24 protein-coding genes and 5 tRNA genes are annotated in these 25,476 nt (G+C 48.7%); 4 read left to right on the forward strand and 25 right to left on the reverse strand.

Annotated features, from left to right (window positions below):
- Positions 1 to 17: 17 nt before the first annotated feature.
- The 9 genes from DCMF_RS16815 to scfA all read right to left on the reverse strand — a co-directional run bounded on the left by DCMF_RS16815 (position 18) and on the right by scfA (position 7,174).
- The gene (locus DCMF_RS16815; RefSeq protein WP_148135484.1) at positions 18 to 875 is read right to left on the reverse strand and encodes a peptidase MA family metallohydrolase; all 858 of its coding nucleotides are present in this window, start codon (positions 873 to 875) and stop codon (positions 18 to 20) included.
- Between the two features lie 233 nt (positions 876 to 1,108).
- Complete coding sequence (locus tag DCMF_RS16820; RefSeq protein ID WP_148135485.1) at positions 1,109 to 1,282, reverse strand: DUF362 domain-containing protein; 174 nt, start codon at positions 1,280 to 1,282, stop codon at positions 1,109 to 1,111.
- A 159-nt stretch (positions 1,283 to 1,441) separates the two neighbouring features.
- The gene (locus DCMF_RS16825) at positions 1,442 to 1,678 is read right to left on the reverse strand and encodes a copper ion binding protein (RefSeq protein ID WP_148135486.1); all 237 of its coding nucleotides are present in this window, start codon (positions 1,676 to 1,678) and stop codon (positions 1,442 to 1,444) included.
- An 89-nt stretch (positions 1,679 to 1,767) separates the two neighbouring features.
- Complete coding sequence (trxB, locus tag DCMF_RS16830; RefSeq protein WP_148135487.1) at positions 1,768 to 2,682, reverse strand: thioredoxin-disulfide reductase; 915 nt, start codon at positions 2,680 to 2,682, stop codon at positions 1,768 to 1,770.
- A 13-nt stretch (positions 2,683 to 2,695) separates the two neighbouring features.
- Complete coding sequence (locus DCMF_RS16835; RefSeq protein ID WP_148135488.1) at positions 2,696 to 3,082, reverse strand: CoA-binding protein; 387 nt, start codon at positions 3,080 to 3,082, stop codon at positions 2,696 to 2,698.
- 202 nt (positions 3,083 to 3,284) lie between these two features.
- Positions 3,285 to 4,580, reverse strand: coding sequence for a peptidoglycan DD-metalloendopeptidase family protein (locus DCMF_RS16840; RefSeq protein ID WP_214658675.1), 1,296 nt, complete (start codon positions 4,578 to 4,580; stop codon positions 3,285 to 3,287).
- A gap of 301 nt (positions 4,581 to 4,881) precedes the next feature.
- The gene (locus DCMF_RS16845; protein ID WP_148135490.1) at positions 4,882 to 5,568 is read right to left on the reverse strand and encodes a cytochrome c biogenesis CcdA family protein; all 687 of its coding nucleotides are present in this window, start codon (positions 5,566 to 5,568) and stop codon (positions 4,882 to 4,884) included.
- A gap of 21 nt (positions 5,569 to 5,589) precedes the next feature.
- Positions 5,590 to 6,963: a thioether cross-link-forming SCIFF peptide maturase gene (gene scfB, locus DCMF_RS16850; RefSeq protein ID WP_236860049.1), complete on the reverse strand. Its 1,374-nt coding sequence runs from the start codon at positions 6,961 to 6,963 to the stop codon at positions 5,590 to 5,592.
- 70 nt (positions 6,964 to 7,033) lie between these two features.
- Positions 7,034 to 7,174, reverse strand: coding sequence for a six-cysteine ranthipeptide SCIFF (scfA, locus tag DCMF_RS16855; RefSeq protein ID WP_148135491.1), 141 nt, complete (start codon positions 7,172 to 7,174; stop codon positions 7,034 to 7,036).
- A 164-nt stretch (positions 7,175 to 7,338) separates the two neighbouring features.
- On the opposite strand from scfA, the gene DCMF_RS16860 reads away from it, so the two are divergent.
- The 3 genes from DCMF_RS16860 to DCMF_RS16870 all read left to right on the forward strand — a co-directional run bounded on the left by DCMF_RS16860 (position 7,339) and on the right by DCMF_RS16870 (position 10,589).
- The gene (locus DCMF_RS16860) at positions 7,339 to 8,541 is read left to right on the forward strand and encodes a hydrogenase small subunit (RefSeq protein WP_214658676.1); all 1,203 of its coding nucleotides are present in this window, start codon (positions 7,339 to 7,341) and stop codon (positions 8,539 to 8,541) included.
- Positions 8,542 to 9,885, forward strand: coding sequence for a nickel-dependent hydrogenase large subunit (locus DCMF_RS16865; RefSeq protein ID WP_148135493.1), 1,344 nt, complete (start codon positions 8,542 to 8,544; stop codon positions 9,883 to 9,885). It begins immediately after the preceding gene.
- 134 nt (positions 9,886 to 10,019) lie between these two features.
- A complete protein-coding gene (locus DCMF_RS16870; protein WP_148135494.1) occupies positions 10,020 to 10,589 on the forward strand; it encodes a cytochrome b/b6 domain-containing protein in 570 nt (189 codons plus the stop codon).
- Between the two features lie 99 nt (positions 10,590 to 10,688).
- On the opposite strand, the gene DCMF_RS16875 is transcribed toward DCMF_RS16870, so the two are convergent.
- The 14 genes from DCMF_RS16875 to DCMF_RS16940 all read right to left on the reverse strand — a co-directional run bounded on the left by DCMF_RS16875 (position 10,689) and on the right by DCMF_RS16940 (position 23,053).
- The gene (locus DCMF_RS16875) at positions 10,689 to 11,930 is read right to left on the reverse strand and encodes an NAD(P)/FAD-dependent oxidoreductase (protein ID WP_148135495.1); all 1,242 of its coding nucleotides are present in this window, start codon (positions 11,928 to 11,930) and stop codon (positions 10,689 to 10,691) included.
- 16 nt (positions 11,931 to 11,946) lie between these two features.
- Entirely contained in the window at positions 11,947 to 13,854 is a 1,908-nt protein-coding gene (gene cooS / locus DCMF_RS16880) for an anaerobic carbon-monoxide dehydrogenase catalytic subunit (protein WP_148135496.1), read from the reverse strand.
- 2 nt (positions 13,855 to 13,856) lie between these two features.
- The gene (locus tag DCMF_RS16885; protein ID WP_148135497.1) at positions 13,857 to 14,363 is read right to left on the reverse strand and encodes a 4Fe-4S dicluster domain-containing protein; all 507 of its coding nucleotides are present in this window, start codon (positions 14,361 to 14,363) and stop codon (positions 13,857 to 13,859) included.
- Between the two features lie 113 nt (positions 14,364 to 14,476).
- Positions 14,477 to 15,118 (reverse strand): Crp/Fnr family transcriptional regulator, encoded by a 642-nt coding sequence (locus DCMF_RS16890; protein WP_214658677.1) that lies wholly within the window; start codon positions 15,116 to 15,118, stop codon positions 14,477 to 14,479.
- Positions 15,119 to 15,242: 124 nt separating this feature from the next.
- A tRNA-Gly gene (locus DCMF_RS16895) sits at positions 15,243 to 15,316 on the reverse strand.
- A gap of 109 nt (positions 15,317 to 15,425) precedes the next feature.
- Positions 15,426 to 15,502 (reverse strand) — tRNA-Asp (locus tag DCMF_RS16900).
- Positions 15,503 to 15,512: 10 nt separating this feature from the next.
- Positions 15,513 to 15,588: transfer RNA gene (locus DCMF_RS16905), tRNA-Val, on the reverse strand.
- An 11-nt stretch (positions 15,589 to 15,599) separates the two neighbouring features.
- Positions 15,600 to 15,676, reverse strand: a tRNA-Glu gene (locus DCMF_RS16910).
- An 11-nt stretch (positions 15,677 to 15,687) separates the two neighbouring features.
- Positions 15,688 to 15,763 (reverse strand) — tRNA-Lys (locus DCMF_RS16915).
- Positions 15,764 to 16,103: 340 nt separating this feature from the next.
- Positions 16,104 to 17,387 (reverse strand): adenylosuccinate synthase, encoded by a 1,284-nt coding sequence (locus DCMF_RS16920; RefSeq protein ID WP_148135499.1) that lies wholly within the window; start codon positions 17,385 to 17,387, stop codon positions 16,104 to 16,106.
- 25 nt (positions 17,388 to 17,412) lie between these two features.
- Positions 17,413 to 18,840 (reverse strand): NAD(P)/FAD-dependent oxidoreductase, encoded by a 1,428-nt coding sequence (locus DCMF_RS16925; protein WP_148135500.1) that lies wholly within the window; start codon positions 18,838 to 18,840, stop codon positions 17,413 to 17,415.
- A 253-nt stretch (positions 18,841 to 19,093) separates the two neighbouring features.
- The gene (locus DCMF_RS16930; protein WP_148137958.1) at positions 19,094 to 20,494 is read right to left on the reverse strand and encodes an aspartate aminotransferase family protein; all 1,401 of its coding nucleotides are present in this window, start codon (positions 20,492 to 20,494) and stop codon (positions 19,094 to 19,096) included.
- A gap of 203 nt (positions 20,495 to 20,697) precedes the next feature.
- Positions 20,698 to 21,675, reverse strand: coding sequence for a VanW family protein (locus DCMF_RS16935; protein ID WP_148135501.1), 978 nt, complete (start codon positions 21,673 to 21,675; stop codon positions 20,698 to 20,700).
- 283 nt (positions 21,676 to 21,958) lie between these two features.
- Positions 21,959 to 23,053 (reverse strand): 6-phosphofructokinase, encoded by a 1,095-nt coding sequence (locus DCMF_RS16940; protein WP_148135502.1) that lies wholly within the window; start codon positions 23,051 to 23,053, stop codon positions 21,959 to 21,961.
- Positions 23,054 to 23,241: 188 nt separating this feature from the next.
- On the opposite strand from DCMF_RS16940, the gene DCMF_RS16945 reads away from it, so the two are divergent.
- The gene (locus DCMF_RS16945; protein ID WP_148135503.1) at positions 23,242 to 23,424 is read left to right on the forward strand and encodes a 4-oxalocrotonate tautomerase; all 183 of its coding nucleotides are present in this window, start codon (positions 23,242 to 23,244) and stop codon (positions 23,422 to 23,424) included.
- Positions 23,425 to 23,583: 159 nt separating this feature from the next.
- On the opposite strand, the gene DCMF_RS16950 is transcribed toward DCMF_RS16945, so the two are convergent.
- Together DCMF_RS16950 and ilvC are read right to left on the reverse strand one after the other, a co-directional pair.
- Positions 23,584 to 24,174, reverse strand: coding sequence for an MBL fold metallo-hydrolase (locus tag DCMF_RS16950; protein ID WP_148135504.1), 591 nt, complete (start codon positions 24,172 to 24,174; stop codon positions 23,584 to 23,586).
- 253 nt (positions 24,175 to 24,427) lie between these two features.
- A complete protein-coding gene (gene ilvC / locus DCMF_RS16955) occupies positions 24,428 to 25,420 on the reverse strand; it encodes a ketol-acid reductoisomerase (protein WP_148135505.1) in 993 nt (330 codons plus the stop codon).
- Between the last annotated feature and the right edge of the window lie 56 nt (positions 25,421 to 25,476).

A 25,476-nucleotide genomic window follows, 5' to 3' on the forward strand; every position in this document is an offset into this window, starting at 1 on the left:
TGGGATCAAGGGATCCCTTATTTGATACTGTGCAGAAATTCCGCTTCAAAACCTTGCATGTTGATACCGATGCTATTCGTAAAGGCGCCGTCCATGCTGTTTCCTTTTCCTAAATCCGCTAAAATCTGTTTCAGGGCATCCTCGCCGTATCTTTCCACCAGAAAATCTACCATGGCCAGGGACTGTCGATAAGCGGCGCTTTGGTTCGGCAGCAGATCATACCCGGCATCCATTTTAGACAAGGGATAAATCTCCTCGGTCCCGGTCAAGGCCATTTCAAAACCGGTGATTTTTCGTTCCTCCCGCTGGGCGATCCCCTCCGTGAACCAGCGGGGGTAGTTTCCTCCGGCCAGGTAATCCACGATTAAATGGGTGTATTCATGGGCCATGGGTCCATCAGACTTAAATTTGGCCTCTATATCTCCCCCTTCAATCCAATAATTCGGGGACAGAACCCGAATCACCCCTGCCCAGTAGACGCCCATGGCACTTTCATCAGCGGCCCAGCCAAAGCTTTTATTCATCGATACCGTATCCGGATAGAGAATAATGGGAATCTTGCGCCTGGGATAATAATCCAGGGCATTGTTTACCGGCACATAGGCCTCCTCCGCATTATCTAAGACCATTTTGGCTACATTTTTATCCCCCGACTGAAAGCGGAGCACAAAATTCTGTCCTTCGATTTCTTCCCAGTGTCTGGTTTTCCATGTCATCGATATCCTGACATATTCCCGGAAAGCCTTGTAAACAAGTACTTTAGGCAGATTGGGATACCGGATGGAAAAAGCCACGAGCAGCACCAGGGATGCAATGATGGCGCCGATAATTAATTTTGTCACATGCCTGGTGCGGCAAAAAAAGCTTCCCTTCATGTCAACCCCTCCCCCCTGGTCGACACGGAAATATTCCGATGTCAAATTCATGCTGTCATAAGCCAATTTTTTTGCTTCTTTATTATACTATACTTATTCAGCCACTTCATTGGTAATTCTAACAAGAAAAAGCCCTTGAGGGCTTTTCTGGGGTACGGGTAAACAGGGGTTTAGGGACTACCTCGGCAAGGGGCCCAGGAAGGTACAAAAAAAAGAACCCTTAACAGGTTCTTTTAGCTAACTTCCTCAGGTGCCCCCACCGGGCAAACCTCGGCACAGTTACCGCACTCAATGCATCCCTCTTCATCAATCACGTATTTATCTTCCCCTTCACTGATTACCTCAACGGGACACTCAGGGGCACATGCACCGCACGCGATACATTCATCACTAATTCGATACGCCAATATGCTCGCCTCCTATTTGTTTAAAACCGCGGATATTCTCCCATGTCCCTTATAGCTTTGGCAAAGTTGAAAACTTTTATTCCAAAAACTGAAACATAAAACCCCAAAATAGCCCAGAGGCTTTTCCGGGGTTTTAGAAGAAAGATTTAAAGCCAAAGCTTAAGCGACCTCGTAACCGGCATCTACAATTGCCTTCTTAAGGGCATCAAGACCCACAACATGGGTATCAAAGTTTATGGTAACCGTACTGTCGTCGAGAGTAACTTCAGCGGAGCTTACTCCCGGAAGAGCTTTTACAGCTTTTTCCACCGCATTCTTACAATGCCCGCAGCTCATCCCTTCCACCCGGAGTACGACCGTATCAATACCGCTCTGGCAGCCACATGCTTCACACATCTTTTTCACCTCCTCCAATAAACTTTTGTATAATATCAAGCGACTGAACAGGTCAAATGTTTCCTGTCGTGATGTGCTCAATAAGCCTGTTAACCAAGTTCAGCAATGTACCGTTCCGCGGCCATAGCTGCCTCTGCACCATCTCCCACTGCAGTACTTACCTGGCGCAGGAATTTGTCCCGCACATCTCCTGCGGCAAATACCCCGGAGACAGATGTTTTTAACTGGTTGCCTGTTCGAATGTACCCATCCTCCGTTAATTCCACCGTTCCTGCCAAAAAGGACGTGTTCGGAATATGTCCTACAAAAACAAAGACACCGTCCGTGGCCTCAACCTTATTTTCCCCTGTTTTCACATTGCGCAGCCTTACCTTTTCCACCCCCTGGGTGCCTTCAATCGTTTCGATCACGGAATCCAACATAAAGTGTAATTTGTCGTTGCGCTGGGCCCGGTCCTGCAGGACCTTAGCCGCCCTCAGTTGATCCCGGCGGTGAATCAGCACTACTTCCCGGGCATATTTGGTCAAAAACATGGCTTCCTCCAGGGCCGAATCGCCTCCCCCGGCAACCACCACTTTTTTCTCGCGGAAAAATGCCCCGTCACAGGTGGCGCAATAAGAAACGCCCCGGCCCTGAAATTCTTTTTCCCCCGGTACATTGAGAAACTTGGGCCGGGATCCGGTGGCCAAAATAATGGCTTTGGCGGAAAAGCTTTTCCCGTCTGTCTCAACGGACTTTTCTGGACTGTAAAAATTTACTTTTTTTACTTCTTCAGATTGATATTCCAGTCCAAAGCGTAAGGCCTGTTCCATAAAACTCATCATCAGTTCAGGCCCGCCTATGCCCTGGGGATATCCCGGATAATTCTCTATTTTTTCGGTCATTGCGGCCTGTCCTCCCGGCATCGCCCTTTCCAGCAATAAAATTTTCAGTCCTGCCCGGGCCCCATATAACCCCGCCGTCAAACCTGCCGGTCCCCCGCCAATCACAATCACGTCATGCATATTCAACCTCTCCCTATCCTATCTGGCCTTGATGCACTTTCATAATACAGGTATCCATGACCACATCCAGACCTGCTTCGAGGGCCTTCTTTTTTGCCTCTTCATTCACAACCCCCTCTTGCATCCAGATCATTTTCGCCCGGCGCTTGATGGCCTCATCCACAACCGGGCCAACGGCCTCCGGCTTTCGAAAAATATTCACAATGTCCAGAGAAATTCCCGACGGTAAAGAGATGAGATCCGGATAACTTCTCTCCCCTAAAACCTCTCGTTCCCCGGGATTCACCGGTATAATATCATAACCCTTTTCTTTCAAATATTTCGCCACCCGGTAGCTGGCTTTAGAAGGATTTGCCGAGAGACCAACCACAGCAATGGTTTTGGCATTTTTCAGGTCCACACTTTCCCCCCCTTTGATAATACCCCATGGGAGTATATAATATATTATGTGATATTTCAGGAAAAATTTCAACACTCCTTCTTTAGTTTAAATGAATTTAAGGGATTTATGCAAAGCCTGAAGGGCTTTTGCACTTCCAAAATTTTTTCCTGAATAGTTTAAAAGCCGGAGGCATTTAAGCATCCGGCTTTGATATTTTTTATTAATCCAAATATTTTAGAGGATTAACCGCATTCCCGTTGATTCTAACTTCAAAATGCAAGTGGGAACCGTAAGCTCTGCCGGTTGCACCCACTCTGCCGATCAGGTCTCCCCGTGCCACTTTTTCTCCCGAGCTAACCTCATAGGCGGACAGGTGAGCGTACCAGGTCTGTACGCCATCTCCGTGATCAATCTTGATCAGCTTACCATAATTCCCATCTCTGCCCACGTAAATGACTTTACCGTCTTCCGCAGCACGAACAGGGTCTCCAATGTCGCCGTCAATATCGGCCCCGGTATGGTATTCTCCGTGACGATACCCGAAGGGAGAAGTAATGGAGCCTCTGAGCGGCCACATCAATTGTCCGCTTCCGCCGCTGCCACGGGATGCCAATACTAATTTTGTTCCCTTGACGACCACTTTATTTACGGGCTTAGAAAGCACCGTAGCATCTAAAAACTGCTTGTCTATTTGTTGCCCGTTAACTTGGACCAAAAGATACTTGAATTCCTTTGATCCGTCCTTACCGTCTTGTTTTACGGTTTCTTTCCCCCGAAGCACATTTTTATCGGAAATAACTTCTACTCCGAAAGGAACTGTTTTAACTTCCGTGTACTCTGCAACCGCCGTTACATGTAGCATCGGTTCCGCTTTTACCAGCTTAATTTCATCCCCGATTTGAATTTTATCCGGATTGATCTGAGGATTAGCGGCCTCAAGATCCTCCACTTTCATGCTGTTGTCCTTGGCGATAGACCAGAGCGACTCACCGGACTCTACAATGTGGGTAACCAGTTTTTCCGTACCAACTGTGAGAAGCTGAAAAGCCTGATCCTCTTTGATAATTTCTTTTACAGGCACATTCTTCTCTGCCACCTGAATCTTTTCTTTCAAGTCCAGTTTTTTCACGATCAGGTCCTTACCTTGAGGGGTAAAACTGTTTTTTACTTTTTGAATCAGCTTTTCGGCACTTTCTTTATCGGCAACAATCAATTTCTCCTGACCGTCAATCACGATTGCCGCTCCCGGAACCAGCATGCTTAACTGCTCCGATAAAATTTTGTCCGTATTCCCGGCAAACATGCGGTCTTTTTTCTCCACCTGAACTTTTTTGATTTCAATTTTGTCTGGCGTCGTCACAGGCTTTCCGATTTCCTGGGACTTTTTCTTTAAAAAGTTCGCAATGGATTGCTCTGCTTGTGATTTGCTGTCGAATACTGCGGTTTGTTGGCCGTTAATAACAATCGCGTAGGCCGTGCTGGTTTTTTGTAACCAAATTCCCCCCAAAAGAACCAAGGTTATTAATCCTACTGCAAATAGTGCTCTTTTTTTTGTAATAAAAGATCTACTGCCTTTGCCCGATATTCTACGTTTCTGAGGTCGGTTTTGCTGTAGATCATCCTTGGTAAAAACGTACATGCCTTCCCCCTTTCCGTAGCTTGACTGTCTTAGGAAGCCCGCCACAGGATTTTTGTTCCTGCCTCCCCTTTCTATCTATCTATGTAAAAACCACATTCAGTATACCATAATAAAGCGGTGCGGTAAACCAAAAATTTGTGCCTCTTCTGCCATATTTCCCATTATTCGTCATGATTCGTCAACTGCCCAGGTAAATAAAATAGAGTCCGATCAGTATTAAAATAGCGCCGCTAAAATAGTTGATGATGTTTGTGCCTTGAGAGATACTTCTTATTCCCTTCACCAATCCGGCACATGTTCCGACGATGAGCAGGAGGAATCCGTGACCTAGGCCGTAGGTAAACAAAAGCAGTCCCCCCAGCCCAATATTCGAGGTGGCGGTGGCCATGGCCAGAATAGCTACCAGCACCGGAGTCGCACAGGGAGAGGCAACGATGCCAAAAAAAAGCCCTGCCACAAATGCCCCCAGTTCCCCGCCCAATTTGGGAGGAGCCATTTTTAATCCGGGAAATCTCACCTGCCAGACTCCCCATAACTGGAGCCCCATAGAAATGCTCACCCCGCCGATAATCAAATACCAGATGGGGCCCACCTGGCCAAAAAGGTTCCCCACTGCTACCGCAACCATACCTAAAATAGCGAAGGTAACGGACATGCCCAAAACAAAACACACAGCCAGCAGAAAGGCCTTCAATCTGGAAGGCTGGCCGTACCCGCCGATAAAACCGATTAAAACAGGGATCATGGCGAGAACGCAGGGGCTGATGCTGGTGAGAATCCCTGCTAGATAGACGGCCAGAAAAGTACCCAAAGAAATTTCCTGCAGTAAATGGGGTACCGTTTCACTTAGAAAAGCATCAACCATGGAAAGGCCCTCCGTGAAAGGTTATTCCAAAGCATCCAAGGCCTGCAGCCAAATGGCACATTCCAGGCGCATTTTCTGCAGGGCACAGCCTAGCGCATAGGGCTGATAAATATCTTTGTTAAAAGCATCGGCATTGGCGTGACATCCTCCGCTGCAGTAGAATCTGGCCCAGCAGGCAACACAGCAGGGTTTATGGTAAATATGCGCCTGTTGAAATTTTTTTCTTAAAGGTTCGTTGAGTCCGCCGGAATCCAGGCTGCCCAATTTATATTCCTTCCGGCCCACAAATTGATGGCAGGGATAAAAATCTCCTTCCGGAGTAACCACCATATATTCATGCCCCGCCCCGCAGCCGGTCAGTCTTTTGGGCAGACAGGGCCCGTGGCGGAGATCCAGGTTAAAGTGAAAAAAGGTAAAGGGCTTCCCTTCCTTCTTCCTTTTTCGGTAATACCGGGCCAGCTTAATATATTCTTCATAAAGATGGGGCAAATCTGAGTCCTTCAAGCCATAGGCTTCCTCCTCAGATGTTACCACCGGCTCCAGAGAAATAATATCATACCCCTGTTCCACCAGATGAATGGCGTCCTGGCAAAAGTCCTTGTTAAAGCCGGTAAAGGTACCCCGCACATAATAGTTTTGGCAGTCCCGGCTTTGAATAAATCTTTTAAGATGGGCGTTGATGATTTCATAGCTTCCTTTGCCCGAGGGAAATTTCCTTACCCGGTCATGCACTTCGGGACGACCGTCCAGGCTCAGTACCACACTGATATTTTCCCGGTTAAGAAAATCCTGCACCTCGTCATTTAAGGCCACCCCGTTGGTGGTTAAGGTAAACTTGATTTCCTTGCCGTATTTTTTCCCTTGCTCCCGTCCATAGGCGACCACCTCTTTGATGGCATGCCAATTCATCAAAGGTTCCCCACCGAAAAAATCTATCTCACAGTGTTTCCGGGAGCCGGAATGTGCCATCAAATAATCGATGGCTTTCTTGCCGATCTCTTCCGGCATTAAGAGACGCTCCCCCCCAAAGGGGCCGCTGGAGGCAAAGCAGTATGCGCACCTGAGATTACAGTCATGGGAAATATTCAGACATAACGATTTCAGCACGGGATTTTCCGGCAGCGCATACTGGCTGACGTTTTCATCGGAGCTAAAAAGCAATCCCTGAGCGATCAGGTCCAATACCTCTTCTTTTAAGGCAGCCAGTGACCGGGCATCATACTCGGCGGCACAATCCCGCAACGCTTCCTCAAAGTTTCCTTGTCTGTCCAGCATCTTTTCATGAAAATTCCACATCAGGTCATCGATCACGTGGACCGATCCGGAATTGACATCCAAAAGGATTTTCGTGCCGTCGATTTCAAACTTATGGGTATCCCCTATCTTAAAATTCACAGTATCTCTCCTCAAAAATTATCGGGTAAAAAATGAGGCCCTACACCTCAGAGGTTTAAGGCCGTTTTTCTTACTTCGCGCAAACTTGATTTCCTACCGTACAGGACGTTTTACAAGCGGACTGGCAGGAAGTCTGACAAGCTCCGCAGCCTCCGCTCTTGACGGTCCCCTTTAAGTTTCCCGCCACGATGGTCTTAATATGTTTTTGCACTATGCTTTCCCCCCTATGTAAAAAATTAACTTCTTTTCACGCCAAATATTATATCACACCGCATCTACTTTTTCATCCCTCATTTTTCGCATGGTTCTGCGCCCAATTTGACATAATAAATGGCAGAAAAGAAATTTCTTAGAATTATCAGAGGAGAATACTTCATGCTCACCCGGAGAGAATTTCTTAGGCTCTGTACATCAGCTGCCTGCGCCTGCGGTTTAAGCCGGGTGCTGTCCCCTTTTCTGGGCGAAGCTTATGCCCGGGCAGAGGCGGAAAAACCACCTCTCATCTGGCTGGAATTAGGGTCATGCACCGGCAATTCCGTCTCTTTATTTGACGCAAAGGATCCCGATTTCAAATATTTCCTCACCGAAATGGTAGACTTCCGCTACCACTGGCTGCTCACAGCAGCCCAGGATCAAACGGCCCGGGATCTCTTTCTCTCAACGGTTGAAGAAGAGAAAGGCCGCTATTTTCTCGTCATCGAGGGCTCTGTAGTGACTGCCGGAGATGGAACCTATAATTATGTTTTTTTTGAAGGCGACCGGCCTGTTACGGGGAAGGACCTGCTCTTAAGCCTGGCTCCTCAGGCAAAACATATCATTGCCGTGGGAAGCTGCGCCACCTGGGGCGGTCCCAGTGCCGCCTACCCTAATCCGTCCAAAAGCCAGGGAGTACAGGATTTTTTAAAGCGTAAAGTGATTAATGTCCCCGGGTGCCCGGCCCACCCGGATTGGATCATTGGCACCATCGGGCATTTAATTCTTTATGGTGTTCCGGAATTGGATCATTTAAACCGGCCCACCATGTTTTTTGGGCAAACGATCCACGACCTGTGCGAAAGGCGGTCTCAATTTGAGAACGGCGAATTCGCCAAGTTTCCCGGACAAAGGGGATGTCTCTATAAAGTAGGCTGCAAAGGTCCGGTCACCTTTGCCGACTGCCCGAAGCGCCAGTGGAATAACCATATCAACTGGCCGGTGAAAGCAAACACCCCCTGTATCGGCTGTGTCAATCCCGGTTTTCCTGATTCCTCCGAGCCTTTTTTCTCGCCCCTGCCGGATATTTCCCTGCCTAATATCAAAGTCAACGCCACAAAAGTAGGTTTGACGGCAGGAGGAATCACCGCCGCGGCAATTGCCGGTCATTTCACGGCTTCCGTCTTAAGGGGAAGAATAGGAAAACACCTGGTGGGAGGAACCGTTCCCCAAAAGCCTCTTTCAGAAGAAAAACAGTTTGACGAAGCACTGAAGCAAATCTTGTCGGATCAAAAAAAAATTATCAAGCAAATTGATGCGCTTCCCCGTAAGAAGAGAAACATCATGAAAATCACCCGTAAATTAGTGCCCAGAAAGGACGATTAAATGGCTTCCAAAACAATTTTCCCCATCTCCCGGGTGCATCAGCCTTTAGCCGTAAAACTGGATCTGGAAAATAACGTGGTGCAAGACGCCAGGTGTACCGGTATTTTATTTCGCGGTTTTGAAATTATGTTGCAGGGCCGGAGCCCGATGGATGCCCCTTTTTTTACCCAACGCATTTGCGGCATCTGTTCTGCCGCCCATGCCATTGCCGCAGTTTTGGCCCTGGAAGAGGCCTACCGGCTTGCACCGACAAGCAATGGCCGCCTTTTAAGAAATTTGATTTTCGGTGCAGAATTTCTCCATAACAATTTAACCCATTTTTATCTTCTCGTCTTTCCCGGCTTCGTGAAAGGGCCGGAAATGCATCCTTTTATCCCCTATCCCAAAGACCTGCGCCTTCCCGAGACTGTAAACAAAAAAATGATGGATCACTACTGGCAGGGCTTGGAATATGCTGCCCTGGCCCATCAGATGCTGGCAATTTTCGGGGCAAAAATGCCCCATCTGCAAACCCTCTATCCCACAGGGGTTAGCGTACCTCCAGATGGCATGAAGATCAGCACCTTCCGGAGCATGTTGGCAAAAATTCACTCCTTTATCTCCGATGTGATGATCCCCGACTCTTATCTTTTGGGCGACTACTACCCGGAGTGCTATGAGCTGGGGAAATCTTCGGGAAATTTTATCAGCTACGGCCTATTTGAGGGAAAGGATTTTCCCGCCGGAATTATCAACTCTTATGATCAGAAAGAGCCCTTGGACCGAAGAAAAATTTCCCAATCCATCACCTATTCCTGGTATGCCGAAGAAAGCAGCGGGCCTCCGGAAAAAACCAGGACGGTGCCGGACAAAGAAAAGAAAAATGCCTACACCTGGGTCAAAGCCCCCCGGTATGACGGCAGGCCCTTTGAAACCGGCGCCCTGGCCCGGGGGTGGATTTCCGGAGCCTACCGCCGGGGAGGCGGAACCATGGACAGAATTGTCGCCCGATCCCTGGAAACAAAAAAAATTGCCCAACTTATGGAAACATGGCTGGACCAAATAGAGCCCCAAGCCCCTTCTCTTACGGAATTTCAAACCAAAGCATCCGGCCAGGGAGTGGGTTTGACCGATGCTATGCGGGGAGCCCTGGGCCACTGGTTGAAGATTGACCAGGGGCGGATTGCGCACTATCAGATTATTACCCCTACTGCATGGAATTTCTCACCCAGGGATGAAAAGGGCGTCCGAGGTCCGGTGGAACAGGCCTTAATCGGTACCGAACTTGATCCCAAAAATGAAGCAGCGGAAATCGGCAGAATCATCCGCTCTTTCGACCCTTGTTTTACCTGTGCGGTGCATTAAAAAAGCCTACAAGGCTTTTCGGGATCCGGGTACCGGTTACCGGGTTCCGGGAAAACCAATTAAATCAATATTGCTTACTTGCGATACCCATAGACAAAGGGACAATTCTGCCGTCTCTGCCATAGGGAGGAAATATGAGTAAAAAAGTGCCCTCAACAATTACCCAACCCTTAGGAATACGCCTGCTGCACTGGTCCTTGGCATGTACAGTTACTCTTTTAATCGCCACCGGCTTCTACAGAGCGCATCCCGGCTGGCTGGACATAAGTTTAAGAACGGTACGGCTGATTCATTCTTCGGCAGGCTTTCTTCTGCTCATCATTGTCCCTGTATTTACTCTGTATCATATCCTGTCCGGAACCTGGAAGGATGTCTTCTTTTTGCCCCAGGATTTGAAAAAGTCCCCTGCCTTTTTAAAATATGTCTTTTTCCTCCGGAAGTCCTGCCCGTCCGTCACCAAATATAACCCCGGTCAAAAGGCTATTTACACCAGTTGGTTTTTCTTGTTTATCCTCCAGCTGATCACCGGGTTTATGCTTTATACCCACACATTTTTTTCCCATTTCAGCATGGATCGGGTCATCTACCTTCATTATGCAGCCACCTTTGGCTTTGTGACGATCCTGATTCATATCTATTTCGTCTTGACGGAAGACCCGGCCAAGCTGCAATCCATGTTTACCGGGCGGGAAAAAGATCCCTAGGAAAAGGTCTGGTTTGAGGGGGCGTGAACACCCAAGGTGGAAAGAAGCAGGGCAAGCTGTAGGCACAGCATCGCCCTGCTTCTTGGCCACTTGACGAATTTACCAGAGGAACCGGGGCCGGATGGAGCCCTGTTTCAGTTCCTCTTTCATTTTCCCCAACGGAATTTGCTCCCGCACCAGGGCGGTGAGGATCCCCGCCTGGGCTGTCTTTCCTGCCAGAATATATCCCACCAGGTGATCATCCTGAAAAACAAATTTCCGGTACAAATTCTTCCCGGGATAGAGCCGTACCACTTCATATCCCTGATCCTGCTCTCCTTTGGCCCACCCGGCGGCAATCACGGACAGGCCATAAAAATCCGCTGAATTCATACCTAAAGAACCGCTATAAACAGTAGGAATCCCGGCCATATTTTTACCTGCTGCGGTTCCCTGGTCCGCCGCATTGGGCCAGATGGCGTTGATCCTGCGTTGGCCCGAGATCAGATCATATCCCAGGGCCACATCACCGGCGGCATAGACGTCGGCATAGTTGGTCTGCAAAAATTCATTGACCAAAATACCCTGCCCGGTTTCGATGCCGCTCCCGGCCAAAAAGTCTACATTGGGCGCCACCCCTTTGCCGATAATCAGTACATCAGCAGGCAACTCCTCCCCGGTGTTCAGCTGTACGCCACCCACAACTTCACCCCGGACGCTGTCCATTCTGCCGGTGACAGCCGCCACATCTGTGCGGTATTTGATTTCCAAACCGTGAGCAGCCAATACTCCTGCTACCATAGCCGCCGCTTCCCGGTCCAGCATTTGGGACAATACAGACCCGGAGGAAATAATACAGGTTACGGAGAGTCCTGCTTGGAGCAGGGCATAAGCCGCCTTCAGAGAGACAAAGCCTCCCCCCACCACCACGGCCCGTTTTCCGGGGCCGGCATACGCCAGGATCCCTTTCGCATCCGCCCAGGTGCGCAAGGGGAATACTCCTTTCAGGTGCCTGCCGGGGATCTCGGGCAGCACCGGAGAAGCCCCGGTGGCGAGAAGCAGCTTATCATAAGCAAACCTCTTTTCAGACCGGGTATAGAGTTCTTGGCGATCCGGTTGTACCTGCACTACTTTCTCCCCCTTATGAAGGTGCAGATCATAGGTCTCGTAAAAATCCGGGGGACGGATCAGCATCTGCTCATCCTTCATGGTCCCGGTAAGATAGTAGGAAGTGAGACACCGGGCATATGCCGGGTAATTTTCTTCACTGAAAATGTCAATTCTCCCATTGCCGTCCAGGGCCCGAATGGCTTCCGCAGCCCAAACTCCGGCTGCACTGTTGCCAACGATACAATAGCGCATTTTGCCACCCCCCAAGCTATATGCCCAGGGCGTGGCGTTTTGCCTGAATATGCTCAATCAACCCGTGGGCTGCCTTGATGGGATCCGTTTCCACATAGAACTTGCCGCCCAGAAGGCTTTCTGCCGTATCTCCCGTAAGAATTTCCGTCACCTTTCTGCCGCCCAATACCTGGGGAATTACACCCAAATGGGTCAGTACCCCTAAGGACACTGCCCAGGTGCCGATACTTAAGGCCTTTTCATGCTGGTGTTCCGGGGCGGAAGCGGCCACCGGGAGGGCTTTGATGGGCACGTTCAGATAAGAAGCCAAGGCGCTTAACAAATCCCCGATTCTGGAGTTATCCACACAACTGCCCATATGCAGGACCGGGGGCAAAGGTGCGTTCAGACCGGCCCCGTTCCCCACAGCAGTAAGCACTGTGCGCAGCGTATCCCCGGCATATTTGTCTGCTGCTTCCGGCACCATTAAACCGGCTTTGGCCAAAGCCTGGGCAGAACAGCCGGTAGTGACCACTAAAACATTATGCTTAATTAATTCCTTCACCATCGTGACATGGAAGGAATCATGCACCACCTTGGCGTTATTACAGCCTACGGTGCCTACGGCGCCGAGAATATTTCCGTTAATAATGTTGTCCACCAGGGGCTTCAAGGGATTCTCCCCATCAAGCTTGGCCAGGGCCCCTACGATGGCTTCCACGCTGAAACCGCCAAGCATTTTTGTTTTTACGTCAGGGATGTGGACCCGGCTTTTATCCCGCCGGCGGAAGTTCTCCACCCCTTTGCGCACAATTTCCTCCGCTTTTTTGTCCGCCTCTGCGAGAGAAAAATCAATATGCTCTGCTCCGGGCATTTTCACAATGGGCATGGTGGTAAAGATCTTGGTATGATAACAGGCAGCCACCCGGGCCAGAGAGGGCATAATGCACTGGACATCGACGACCATGGCATCTACCGCTCCGGTGATGATGGCCAATTCTTGGGCCAGGAAATTGGTGGCAATGGGAATGCCCTGGCGCATGAGGGTCTCATTTCCCGTACAGCAGATCCCCGCCAACTGGATTCCTTTAGCTCCTGCAGCCTGTGCCTCACCCTCCAGCTTCTTCGACCATTCCACAATCTTTTCCGAGAGCATGGGCTCATGGCCATGGACAATAATATTCACATAGTCTTCCTGGAGCACGCCCAGGTTTGCTTCTGTAGCCACCGGGGCAGGCGTACCGAAGAGAATATCCTGCAGGTCCGTGGCCAGGTGCAGGCCGGCATAAGCGTCCACCAGCCCCTGCTTGACGGTGGCCAGGATCAGATTGACTGGGTCTGCGTCCATCCCCATAGTTGTTTGATGGAGGGCCTCCCGGATTTCCCGGTCCGGATTGCGGGGCAGCACCCCCAGTTTCTGCCAGGTTTCCACCCTTTCTTGGGGAGCAGTGGCCAGGAGCCATTTCATGGGTGCACCGGTATGATTGCCGAAATCCCCGAAAGCAATATCCACGATTTCTTTTGCCAAGTCAAGATTATTCTTTCCCGCCACCTCTAAGTCCAGCTTGGCGGCTACCGCCTTCAGTTTGTCCGGGTCCTTCACGGTGTAGGGCCCATTTTCTTCCGTGGCAATTTTTAAGGTTTCTATAGCCTCATAGGCATGATCCACATGGGCTGCCGCCCCTGCCGCCACCTGTCTCAAAAGGTTCCGGGCCACAATCAGGTCGGCATCGGCCCCGCATATGCCATATTTAGGCCCCTCGCCAAAGGGGTCAATCCGGCAAGGTCCCTGGTTGCAATGGCGACAGCACAGTCCCAGTAAGCCGAAACCGCACTGAGGCTGCTGGGCCTCAAAGCGATCCCAAACGGTTTCTACCTGGTCTTTCCGCGCTTTCCCTAATAGTTGGCCCGCAGCCGGGTCTATGGTCATTTTCCCATAATCCATGGCTAAACCTCCTCACCTGAAATAAATTTGGACAGAAATGCCTTCTTCACCGTCTTATCAAACGCACCGATAGGCATAAAAGACAGGGCCTTGGTGGGACAGGATTTCACGCAAGCCGGGTCGTGGCCTTCCGACAGGCACTGGTCACATTTTACTGCTACCTTATGTTCCTCACTGGGGGTAATCACCCCGTATGGGCACACCATGACACACATCCAACAGCCCACGCACTTCTCTTTTCGATTCAATACCAGACCGGTCCCGGCATCCAGGTACATTGCCCCTGTCATGCAGGCATGGACACATTTGGGATCCTGGCACTGCCGGCATTGGACCGGCAGATTGATCGTCCGCTCTGGGTTGGTTTCCACCGTCACCCTGCGCACCGGCCGCTCTCCGCTTAAGAAAGCGCCCACAAGATCCTTGCTCCGGGAATGGGTGATGCTGCACGCCAGTTCACAGGTCTTACAGCCCACACACTTTTCCGTCCGCACTAAAAGCTGGTTCACCGCACTTCCTCCCTTCCAATTTTCAGAATTTTTGGAGTCTTATATCATTCATTTTAATAAAAAAAGGCGGGCATTACTGTCATCCCGCCGACACTCCTATTTTGTGATTTTTATTAACAAAGTTCTTCTAATTCCTCGATCCTGTGCACAATAATTCTTTTCTTTTGGAGGGAAAGGATCCCCGCCCTTTCAAAACGGTTTAAAATGGTTGTCACTGTTTGTCTGGTACTGCCGATGAGATAGCCGATCTCCTCATGGGTCAAATTTAGCTCGATCACAGTCCCGTCCCGGTGCGCAAGGCCCTGTTCCTTGGCCATTTTCAACAACCAGCCGGCGAGCCGGGAATTAACCTCCTTAAAGGCCAGATTTAATAACGCCTCATTGGTATTCTTGAGAATCGCGCCTAATATTTTAATCAAAACCAAGGCCAGCTCCGGATTGTCCAGTAATATTTTTTTAAAGTCCTTTAACCCGAGATACCATATTTCCGCAGGCTCGATCACAGCTAGGGTGGCTTCCGAATGCATACTGTACATATCCCCCGGGTGCAGAATGGTGACAATAATCTCTTTACCCTCCGGAGAAAAATAGGAGACTTTCACCCGGCCGCTTTTCATGAAAAAAACATAATCCCGGAAAGAGTCGGCAAATTCCACCTGCTGCTTTTTGGCAAAATTCCTTTTTTTAAAAAAGGGCAGAATCTTTTTGTAGGCTTCAGGGGGCAAATCAGCAAAAAGTTTAAATTCACGCAACATCACGGACATCCTCCCGGCACATTTCCGCAGACAAGCGAGACAACCAGACAAGGGGACGGTTCTTCCGTCTGAGACGGAAGAACCGTCCCCTTGTCTGGAACCGTCCTGATCACATAAAAATAAATGGAGCGGGTGATGGGAATCGAACCCACGTAACTGGCTTGGGAAGCCAGCGCTCTGCCATTGAGCTACACCCGCATCGTGACTGTTTTCTTTATGGTATCTATTATACTTAATTCTAAAAACCATTGCAACATGTTAGCTGAAGAGAAAATAAAGAGCAGTATCATGACTGCTGAATTATCAATGGCGGAACTGACGGGAGTCGAACCCGCGATCTCCGGCGTGACAGGCCGGCATGTTAGACCACTACACCACAGTTCCGTATTTTTGATGGTGGGCGGTGACAGGATCGAACTGCCGACATCCTGCTTGTAAGGCAGGCGCTCTCCCAGCTGAGCTAACCACCCGCAATGATTAATGGTGACCCGTAGGGGATTCGAACCCCTGAATGCCAGCGTGAAAGGCTGGTGAGTTAAGCCGCTTCTCCAACGGGCCAAGAAAAAAAATGGTGAGCCATCCGCGACTCGAACGCGGGACACCCTGATTAAAAGTCAGGTGCTCTACCTACTGAGCTAATGGCTCATGTCTCACAGGAACTTATGATACTATAAAACCTTTTTCATGTCAACATCAATTTCTGGTAAATTCACATTTTCCCGGCCCATTTTGGAAGCGGTTTTCCCGCCCGCGCTGACTGCTTTTATATATTGCACCAAAACTCCTTTATTGTCAATTGGTATTTTACGGTTCTCGCCCAGACAATAAAGTGTTTATAGTATACCATTATTTGGAGCCTGTCATACACCCATTTTCAGAAAGCCTGGCGGCCTTCTTCGGGATCCGGGTACCGGTGTCCGGAAAAGAGAACCGAACGGCCCTGCATCCCGGTACCCAGATCCCGTAAAAGCCTTCAGGACTTGCTTCAATATAATTCCTCTCTGACGATGGTTTGAGATCTTTTGGGACCTACCGCGGCCAGAGAGATCTTAACTCCGATCAATTCCTCAATCCGTTTCAAATACTTTTGGGCTTTAGGAGGTAGTTCCTCAAAAGTTTTTGCCTGGGTAGTATCTGCCTTCCAGCCTTCCATTACTTCATAGATGGGCGTGCATTCCGCCAATGCTTTCAAGCTGGCGGGGAAATCCTGCACTACCTTTCCCTGGTAATGATAACCATGGCAAATTTTAATTTCGTCCAATTTATCGAGGACATCCAGCTTCGTCAAAGCGATACCTGTCAAACCGCTCATCCTGGTACTGTAGCGCACAATCACCGCGTCAAACCAGCCGCAGCGCCGGGGCCGGCCGGTAGTCGTGCCAAATTCGCAGCCTTCCTTACGGATCTGTTCCCCCAGGGCGTCAAAGAGCTCTGTAGGAAAGGGACCTTCCCCCACCCGGGTGGTATAAGCTTTCGCTACCCCATAAATCTTTTTGATTTTCGTGGGGCCGATTCCCGCGCCGATGCAGGCGCCGCCGGCAATGGGATGAGAGGATGTGACAAAAGGATAGGTGCCATGATCTAAATCTAACAGCGTGCCCTGAGCTCCTTCAAAAAGGACATTTTTCCCGGCATCTACCGCATCATTCACAAGCACGGACGTATCCGCCACGTAAGGTTTAATTTTTTCAATGAACCCAGCATATTGGGCCAGAATCTCCTCTTTATTAAAACCTTCCACGCCATAAACTTTTGCAAAAAGGGTATTTTTTTCTTCCAGATTGGTTTCCAGCTTTCTCTGGAACACTTCTGGATCAAATAGATCAATGACCCTGATTCCCACCCGTGAGGCCTTATCCACATAGGCCGGACCAATGCCCCGTTTCGTAGTGCCAATCTTGTTTGCGCCCTTTCCTTCTTCCTGCAACTCATCAAGCCTGCGGTGATAAGGCATGATCACCTGAGCCCGGTCGGAAATACGCAAATGATCCGTAGAGATTCCCCGCTGATTTAATGCCGCAATCTCTTTCAGCATAACTTCCAGATCAAGCACAACACCATTGCCGATGACGCAGATGGTATTGGGATACAAGATCCCGGACGGGATTAAATGCAGTTTATATTCTTCATCCCCTACCACGACCGTATGGCCGGCATTGCTGCCGCCCTGATATCGGACCACCATATCGGCTCTTTCAGCGAGGAAGTCCGTTATTTTACCTTTTCCTTCATCTCCCCACTGAGCTCCGATTAACACTACTGCTGACATGAACCAGCACCTCCACTAAGCTTTATTATTTTTTAGCCCCGTGCTTAAAGCTTGATACAATATCTCTCGCCACGACCACTCCGGTTACCGATGCCTGCATCAGGCCCCTGGTAATACCCGCTCCGTCGCCGATGGTATAGAGGTTTTTCACATCGGTTTCAAAATTGTGGGATACTTTTACCTTGGAAGAATAAAATTTCACTTCTGCCCCATAGAGCAAGGTATTCCGCGCATAGATTCCCGGGGCAATTTTATCAAATGCCTTAATGGTCTCAATAATCGAAGTCAGATAGCGGGCGGGGAGGACATAACTTAAGTCACCGGGTACAGCGCTCTTTAATGTGGGAATGGTCGTTGATTTCCTAAGGCGGTCATAATCCGTTCTCCGGCCTTTAATCACATCGCCCAGACGCTGCACCATCACACCGCCCCCCGTCAGCATGTTCGCCAAACGGGCAATATATTTTCCGTATTCAATCGGCTCATTGAAGGGCTGGGTAAACTTGGTGGAGACCAAAAGAGCAAAGTTGGTATTATTGGTTTTTAATTTTTCATCGGCATAGCTATGCCCATTGACCACGGCAATCTGCCCGTCATAATGCTCTTCCGAAACGACGCCTCCGGGATTTACACAAAAGGAGCGCACCCGGTTGTCAAAAGTATCGGAATAGTAAACCAGCTTCGCCTCATAAAGATCCCGGGTGAGATGGTCCAAAATAGAATTGGGCACTTCCACCCTTACCCCGATATCCACTTCGTTATTATCAGTTTTAATATTTAACAGCCTGGTTTGTTGAGACAGCCACTCTGCCCCGCCCCGGCCGGGAGCAGCTACCACAAATTCGGCAGAAATCTCAAAGGGGTCTTTCCCCTTGGGCTCCACCAGGACCCCGCGCACTTTGCCCTCATCCGTCAAGATATCCCGCACCTTGGTAAGCTCTAAAAAGTCGGTATTGGTTTCATTGATGAGATAATGGTACATTCCCTTCAATACGTCAAAAGCCCGTTCCGTCCCAAGGTGTCGCACCGGGCAAGGGATCAGTTGAATGCTGTATTTAGAAGCTTCATACATAATGTCATCCACGCGTTTGTCATCAAGACCATAGACCACATTTTGCGCTCCAAACTCCAGGTATATTTTGTCCGTATAATGAATCACTTCCTGAGCTTCTTCATGGGACATATAATCGGTGATCCGGCCGCCCACCGCAGGAGAGAGAGAGAGCTTACCGTCACTGAAAGCGCCTGCTCCTGACCAGCCGCTGGTAATGCCGCAGGGGTCGCAATTACAGCAATGACCTTGCTCCCGGGCCGGGCAGGTTCTCTTTTCAATGGTACGTCCTTTATCAATCAATAAAGTCTTGATGTCAGGATTGCTTCGGGCCAATTCAAGGGCCGTGAATATGCCTGCCGGGCCGGCTCCAATTACCACCACATCATATTTATCCTTCATTTTCATCTCTCCTGATCTGTCTTGTTGCTATTGTGACCGTTTTTTGGCACAAAAATTACCCAAATAGAATCTTTTACTAAAAACTCTATTCAGGCCTATCTCCATGAAAATTTATGGTCGGTTTTTTTGCCCATAATCCTTATTTAGTTTAGCAGAAGCCGGAAAAATTGTCAAATAAAATCCGAATATTTTTTATCGATTTACCATTATTGTTCGCATTCTTGACCGAAAACCCGGATCCCGGTACCCGCTTCTACTTTCGCTTAAACAGGGCGCCAAGGACCGTTTTCGCGCTGGATAGCACCATGTCCCCGAATCCCTTATTTTTTTCACACACCTGTTCTAATGCTTGCACCATCCGATCCAATTGAGCAAAAGAAACCGTGAGAGGAGGTTCCAGGCGGATCACGTTAGGATTATTTAAGGTATAGGCCGTGATAATATGGTGTTTGTTCATCAATTCCCCGGCCACCAGAGCCCCTAAATATTCTTGCGCTACCTTTTCTAAAGCCCCTCCCGTTAAACGGTTGAGAAAATTGTGGTCCGGCTGGGCAAATTCCAGGCCCAGCATCAATCCTCGTCCCCGCACCTCTCTGATAAAAGGATAACGCTCCTGAAGTTTCAATAATTTATCCTTTACATACGCCCCTTTTTCTGCTGCCTGAGCAGCCAGATTCTCCCGCCACATCACCTCTAACGCTGTGATTCCTGCCGCCGCAGCCCGGCTGTTGCCCCCAAAAGTTGACGTATGCAAGGTGGCTTTATCCACACTGCCGTAAGCACTTTTCCATACAGCCTCTTTGGCGATATAGGCCGCCAAAGGCATAATTCCTCCCCCGAAGGACTTGGCTACGCACATAATATCAGGCACAACCCCCTCATGCTCACAAGCAAACATGGTCCCGGTCCGTCCAAACCCGGTCTGGATCTCGTCCATAATCAGCAGGGTTCCGTAGGAGGAACAGATCTCTCTCACCTGCCGTAAATAACCTTCGGGAGGTACAATAATACCCCCTTCGCCCTGAACGGGCTCCACAATAAAAACGGCCGCATCCCGGCCGCATAGGGCTTTTTCTACGGCTTCCGCCTGGCCATAAGGAACAAATTCCACTTCGGAGAGTAAAGGCTGAAAGGGCTTGCGGTATTTTTCCCGGCCGGTTACGGACAAAGCCCCAAAGGACTTGCCATGAAAAGACCCTTGGCAGGAAATAATTTTTTTCCGGCCGGATGCCGCCCGGGCAAGTTTGATCGCTCCTTCCACGGCTTCTGCCCCGCTGTTGCCAAAAAAACAATATTGAAGATCTCCCGGCGTCACCAGAGCCAAATTTCTCGCTAAAGCCCCCGCTAAAGGATTCAGTGCCGCCTGCAGGAGGTTGGGGGTATGCCGCGCTAATTCCACGGCGGCAGCAATTTCCGGGTGGTTATGCCCCAGGTTCAGAGCCCCATACCCGCCCAGAAAATCCAGATATTCCTCTCCTTCTGCATCCCACACGGAACAATTTTCCGCCCGGACAAACATCTTGTCAAAATTTATTAAGCCCAAAAGGGTTACCATCTCCGGGTTGACAAATTTCCGGTGGTTTTCCCGATTCTGTTCCCGGGACAGGGTCAAGGCTTCTTTAAGTGTAACAAAACCCGGCAGGGTTCCTTTCATCTGTATGACCAACTTTCTCCCTCCTTGTTTCCGGCCTGGTAAAGTGATTCTCCGCCACTATAAAAATGTTGCCAAAAAAGTTAGGACATTCCTAATGCCATTATATCACGATTCTGAAAAGGTTACTATTCGGCTCTTCGGAATTCCCCAGCCGGAATTCAGGAGAAATTTTAGCGCAAAATTATTGAACTTCTTGCTCCTGACTACTGAATGGGTGCGGAGAATATTTCCACGGAAAGTTTATTTTTAACCACAGAAGCATGTAGAATCACTGTTTTTTCCGTGTTGTTTTTAAACCGGAAGTCTGCCGTTCCAAAATTCACCGTAGCGTCTCTGCCCTTAGGAACATATGTGACCGGCAAACTGTGGCGGTGTCTTTCTACAACCTCCAGCCCCGCCGCGAGAACGGCATTATATAAGGTGGTGGAGACCTGGCATACTCCCCCGCCGTACCCTTCCACCTCTTGTTTATTCACAAAAATAATGGCTTCCCGGTATCCCCTTTCGGGTGTTCTCGGCCCTACGGTATCATTAAAGGAAAAAATTTGTCCCGGAGCAACCGCTACGTTATCGAGCGCTTCTGCGGCAAGCTTTAAGTTTTCCGTGCGGGATTTATAGGAAAGGTTAAAATAGGTGGCATAAGAGCCCATCTTTTTGGGCATTTTTTCTTTTTCCTTAACGATCAGGTCACGGACCACATTTAATTTTTCCGGTGCAGGGGGACCGGCCTGATCATTGATATGCGCAGGCACATCTAATCCGCGTCCTCCCGTCTTTGCATCATACCAGACCTTTACACCCAATAATTCCACCATTCTCAAGGGAAGATACACCCTTCCCTCTTCCATAAATGCTTTTTCCCCAAATTGATAGGGCGTCACGGCATCCTTTACCACATAAACAGTCTCTATCCCGGGAGTGATTACTGTCGCTTGCCCATTGGTCTGCCAAACTACCGACCCGGTATCCTGATCCCACGCTAAGGGCACATGAATCGCCGCAGAAATATCTCGGACCGGAAGAAAAGTGGTACTGCCGATGATCCCGGATAAATAAACGGTTTGGGTGACACTTCCCTGATGCACCGTCAAGGAAACCTCTTGATCAGCCCACGCTTCATTGCAAACACCCAAAAAACATAGGGCAAAAATAATACATACCATAACCATTGTTTTGTTCACTCGGATCACACCCTCCTTTTTTTCACCACCCCATTATAGTAAAAAGCCGGCGGAAAAAAAAGCCAAAAGGTGTCGATGGCGTCAACAAATTAAACAACTTAAAACGTCAAAAAATTGCACCCCCACAAATAATCAGCCCTGTGCGAATAAATTAATCAGAGGGATGCCTCTTAAATACCAAGTGTAAGGTTTGAATCCTCGCCCCCAAAACCTTATACTTTGGTTATTTTTTTCATTAAAAAAACCTGACTGTCCGGTCAGGTTTAAATAGGCAAAGGGGGATTTATGATTCTTGCGGCTCCCCAAAGCTAATTCCCATAGATTTGGCTGTTTTGACCAGATCTCCCTGGGGGGGAACCTGTTTTAGCTGTTTGATCGCTTCTATCAAAGGAACTGTGGTTACATCCTGACCCCGGAGACAAACCATGGACACTTTTTCCCCCCGGGCCAAGGCACGGACGGCGGCGGTTCCATACCGGGTTGCTAAAATGCGGTCAAAAGGAGTGGGGCTTCCTCCTCGCTGCAGGTGGCCCAAAACAGTCACTCTTGTTTCATGGCCCGATAATTCCACGATCTTTTCCTGGACAAATTTCCCGATGCCCCCCAGTTTTAAAGGATTGTAAATGTTTCCTTCATTTACCCCGGAGGTGACAGGCGTTCCTCCCAAAGGAACAGCTCCCTCTGCGGCCACAATGATGCTAAAATGACGGCCCCGCTCGTTTCGTTCTGCTATTTTTTTACATGCGGCCTCGATCGTAAAGGGTATTTCCGGGATTAAAATAACATCCGCGCCCCCGGCCAGCCCGGCATGTAAGGCAATCCATCCTGCATCCCGGCCCATCACCTCCACAATCATCACCCGGTGGTGGCTTTCTGCCGTTGTGTGCAGCTTGTCAATCGCCTCCACTGCAGTCGTGACAGCCGTATCAAATCCAAATGTGACATCGGTGGCCGATAAATCATTGTCTATGGTCTTCGGTACGCCGATCACATTAACCCCTTTTTCTGAAAGTTTTTGGCCAATGGTCAGGGTGCCGTCGCCTCCAATCACAATCAACGCTTCCAGCTTATACTGATCTATCACGTGCAAAACCTTGTCGGACTGGTCGGAATAAACATACTGTCCGTTTACTTTTATCCCGTACCGGAAAGGGCTGTCCCGGTTGGAAGTGCCCAAAATGGTTCCTCCTTTGGGCAAAATTCCTGCTACTTGTTCTATGCCCAAAGGAATAAGCTCTTCTTCCACCAGTCCTCTGTATCCGTCTTTGACACCCCAAACTTCCATTCCATAATCTGTGACGGCAGTTTTTACTACCGCCCTGATCACCGCATTTAAGCCAGGGCAGTCTCCTCCCCCGGTTAAAACACCGATGCGCATGGGAACCCCACCTTTCTGCTAAACTTTCTTTTCTCCAGTTTTTTTCCCCTATTTAGGATAACCAAATTATTTTTTATTTGACATTTTTCTTTGAAAACCTGCTTTTCTAGCCATAATCACAGCCTGCTTTTAAAGGAATTGCTTCGCCCGCGTCGAAGTGCTATAAAATAATTTTGGAGGTGATAAAAATGCCCATTATCCAGGTGGAAATTTTAAAAGGACGTACCGTTGCCCAAAAACGAGAAATGGTAAAAGAAGTAACCGGCGCCGTCTGCAAAACCCTCAGCTGCCCTCCGGAAGCGGTCAGCATCGTAATTAGAGAAATGGAAAAAGAAGACTATGCGGTAGCAGGTAAGCTGTATAGTGATTAGGTCAAAGTCCGGGATCCGGGTGACCGGTTTTCAGTTGCCGGATTTAAGATTTTTAAAAAATCCCTTGTAAGCAAAAGCTGAGATAGTAAGGATGATCATCCGATATCTCAGCTTAGCTTTTTGTAAGTTTGTTCCCTAGGTTACAGGGTTTTTACTATTTTACAGGGTAAATTCATCATTCGGTCTGATAATCTTTCGGTTATTTACGGTAAATCCCTCTATTTTTGATTCGTCAAACAGCACCTCAGGATCCGTATGAAAAGGTATGGATACAGCAGCTCCGATCAGGGAAGCACATTCGGCAGCCTCGGCTGCGTCCATGTTGAATTTACCGTCTACCGGAAGGAATGCATAATCCAGAGACAAGCTTTTTAAGTCTCTCATTTCAGGTATTTTTGATGTGTCTCCGGCATGATACAATTTTTTGCCGTCAACCTCAATGATATACCCGACACATTCCTTCCGCTTGTGATTTTTGTTGGAAGCCGGGAAAGCAGTTATTGTTACTCCTTTTACTGAGAAAGTCTGATACGCGCCGTTTTTCATGGCATCCCAATTCTGAATGACAACGCAATCACTTTTACGACTGGGAAGATCGATCCGCTTGTGGTCATAATGCTGGTGGGTAACCAGTATGATATCAGCCGGTTGATCATAACCCTCTCCGACAAACGGATCCACATAGATCACGACCCCGCTATCTGATGTAATTCTAATGCTCGAATGTCCTTGGTATAATAATTTAGCCATTTTTACACCCCCTATTCATACATTGATTACAATATATTCCATATTTCCCCTGTTGTAAATAGGTTCAAAAGAAGTTAGTTTTAATTCAAAAAAAAAAAAAAAAATTTTTTATTCTAATTACAAGAAAAAATTATAGCTTAGATAGAAATCTTTTAATAAAACGCAAAGCTCCCGCCCAAGGAAGAAATTGTCCTCCAAACGGCGGGAGCTGGAAAGGGATTAAGACAGAAGGGTTTTTACATCGGCCATTCCATTATTTCTTCAGCCAGGACATCATATTACGCAGTTCTGCCCCTACTTTTTCAATCTGATGCTCTTTGTCTCTCTTCACAATGGCGTTGTACATGGGACGTCCGGCCCTGTTTTCCAAAATCCACCCCTGGGCGAACTTACCGTTCTGGATTTCTCCCAGCACTTTCTTCATTTCTTTTTTCGTTTCCTCGGTGATGATGCGGGGACCGATAGAGACATCTCCCCATTCAGCCGTATCGCTGATGGAGTATCTCATGTTGGCAATGCCGCCTTCATAGATTAGGTCAACAATTAATTTCATTTCATGGAGGCATTCAAAATAAGCGATCTCCGGCTGGTAACCGGCCTCCACCAAGGTCTCAAAACCGGAGCGGATCAGATGGGTCAAACCGCCGCACAAAACAGCCTGTTCCCCAAATAAGTCGGTTTCCGTCTCTTCCTTAAAGGTTGTTTCAATGACTCCTGCTCTGGTCCCGCCAATTCCTTTAGCAAAGGCTAAGGCATAGTCTTTCGCTTTACCGGAATAATCCTGTTTCACCGCAATTAAACAAGGCACCCCGGCGCCTTCTTTGAATTGTCTTCGGACCAGATGCCCCGGCCCCTTGGGGGCAATCATAATTACATCCACGTTTTCCGGAGGCACGATTTGGGAAAAATGAATGTTAAACCCGTGAGAGAAGCCGATAATATTTCCCGGTTTCAGGTTGGGCTCAATGGCTTCTTTATAGATGCCGGCCTGCAATTCATCAGGTAGTAAAATATGTATGATATCTGCCTGAGCAGCCGCCTCCGAGGCCGTAGTAACCGTCATTCCGTCGGCTACAGCCTGGTCCCAGGCTTTACTCCCCGGTTTCTCAGCCACAACGACATCCATTCCACTGTCTTTCAAGCTTTGCGCCTGGGCATGTCCCTGACTCCCATAGCCGATTACCGCAATTTTTTTCCCTTCCAGCAGCGACAAATCAGCATCATTATCGTAGTACATCCTTGCCATAAAAACTTCCTCCCTCTAATTCAAAAATCAGGATTGACCCTTTGATTATTCTATTA

It is taken from the genome of Candidatus Formimonas warabiya, from assembly GCF_002777255.1.
GTDB lineage: Bacteria > Bacillota > Dehalobacteriia > Dehalobacteriales > Dehalobacteriaceae > Formimonas > Formimonas warabiya.

Excerpts from the sequence above, each read along its gene's own strand:
- DCMF_RS16930 (WP_148137958.1), bottom strand. The coding sequence starts at position 20,494 with ATGAAAGGAACCCTGCCGGGTTTTGTTACACTTAAAGAAGCCTTGACC.
- DCMF_RS16925 (WP_148135500.1), bottom strand. The coding sequence starts at position 18,840 with ATGAAGGATAAATATGATGTGGTGGTAATTGGAGCCGGCCCGGCAGGC.
- DCMF_RS16865 (WP_148135493.1), top strand. The coding sequence starts at position 8,542 with ATGGCTTCCAAAACAATTTTCCCCATCTCCCGGGTGCATCAGCCTTTA.
- DCMF_RS16815 (WP_148135484.1), bottom strand. The coding sequence starts at position 875 with ATGAAGGGAAGCTTTTTTTGCCGCACCAGGCATGTGACAAAATTAATT.
- ilvC (WP_148135505.1), bottom strand. The coding sequence starts at position 25,420 with ATGGCAAGGATGTACTACGATAATGATGCTGATTTGTCGCTGCTGGAA.
- DCMF_RS16870 (WP_148135494.1), top strand. The coding sequence starts at position 10,020 with ATGAGTAAAAAAGTGCCCTCAACAATTACCCAACCCTTAGGAATACGC.
- DCMF_RS16890 (WP_214658677.1), bottom strand. The coding sequence starts at position 15,118 with ATGTTGCGTGAATTTAAACTTTTTGCTGATTTGCCCCCTGAAGCCTAC.
- trxB (WP_148135487.1), bottom strand. The coding sequence starts at position 2,682 with ATGCATGACGTGATTGTGATTGGCGGGGGACCGGCAGGTTTGACGGCG.
- DCMF_RS16875 (WP_148135495.1), bottom strand. The coding sequence starts at position 11,930 with ATGCGCTATTGTATCGTTGGCAACAGTGCAGCCGGAGTTTGGGCTGCG.
- DCMF_RS16920 (WP_148135499.1), bottom strand. The coding sequence starts at position 17,387 with ATGTCAGCAGTAGTGTTAATCGGAGCTCAGTGGGGAGATGAAGGAAAA.
- DCMF_RS16860 (WP_214658676.1), top strand. The coding sequence starts at position 7,339 with ATGCTCACCCGGAGAGAATTTCTTAGGCTCTGTACATCAGCTGCCTGC.
- DCMF_RS16945 (WP_148135503.1), top strand. The coding sequence starts at position 23,242 with ATGCCCATTATCCAGGTGGAAATTTTAAAAGGACGTACCGTTGCCCAA.
- DCMF_RS16845 (WP_148135490.1), bottom strand. The coding sequence starts at position 5,568 with ATGGTTGATGCTTTTCTAAGTGAAACGGTACCCCATTTACTGCAGGAA.
- DCMF_RS16950 (WP_148135504.1), bottom strand. The coding sequence starts at position 24,174 with ATGGCTAAATTATTATACCAAGGACATTCGAGCATTAGAATTACATCA.
- cooS (WP_148135496.1), bottom strand. The coding sequence starts at position 13,854 with ATGGATTATGGGAAAATGACCATAGACCCGGCTGCGGGCCAACTATTA.
- DCMF_RS16940 (WP_148135502.1), bottom strand. The coding sequence starts at position 23,053 with ATGCGCATCGGTGTTTTAACCGGGGGAGGAGACTGCCCTGGCTTAAAT.
- DCMF_RS16825 (WP_148135486.1), bottom strand. The coding sequence starts at position 1,678 with ATGTGTGAAGCATGTGGCTGCCAGAGCGGTATTGATACGGTCGTACTC.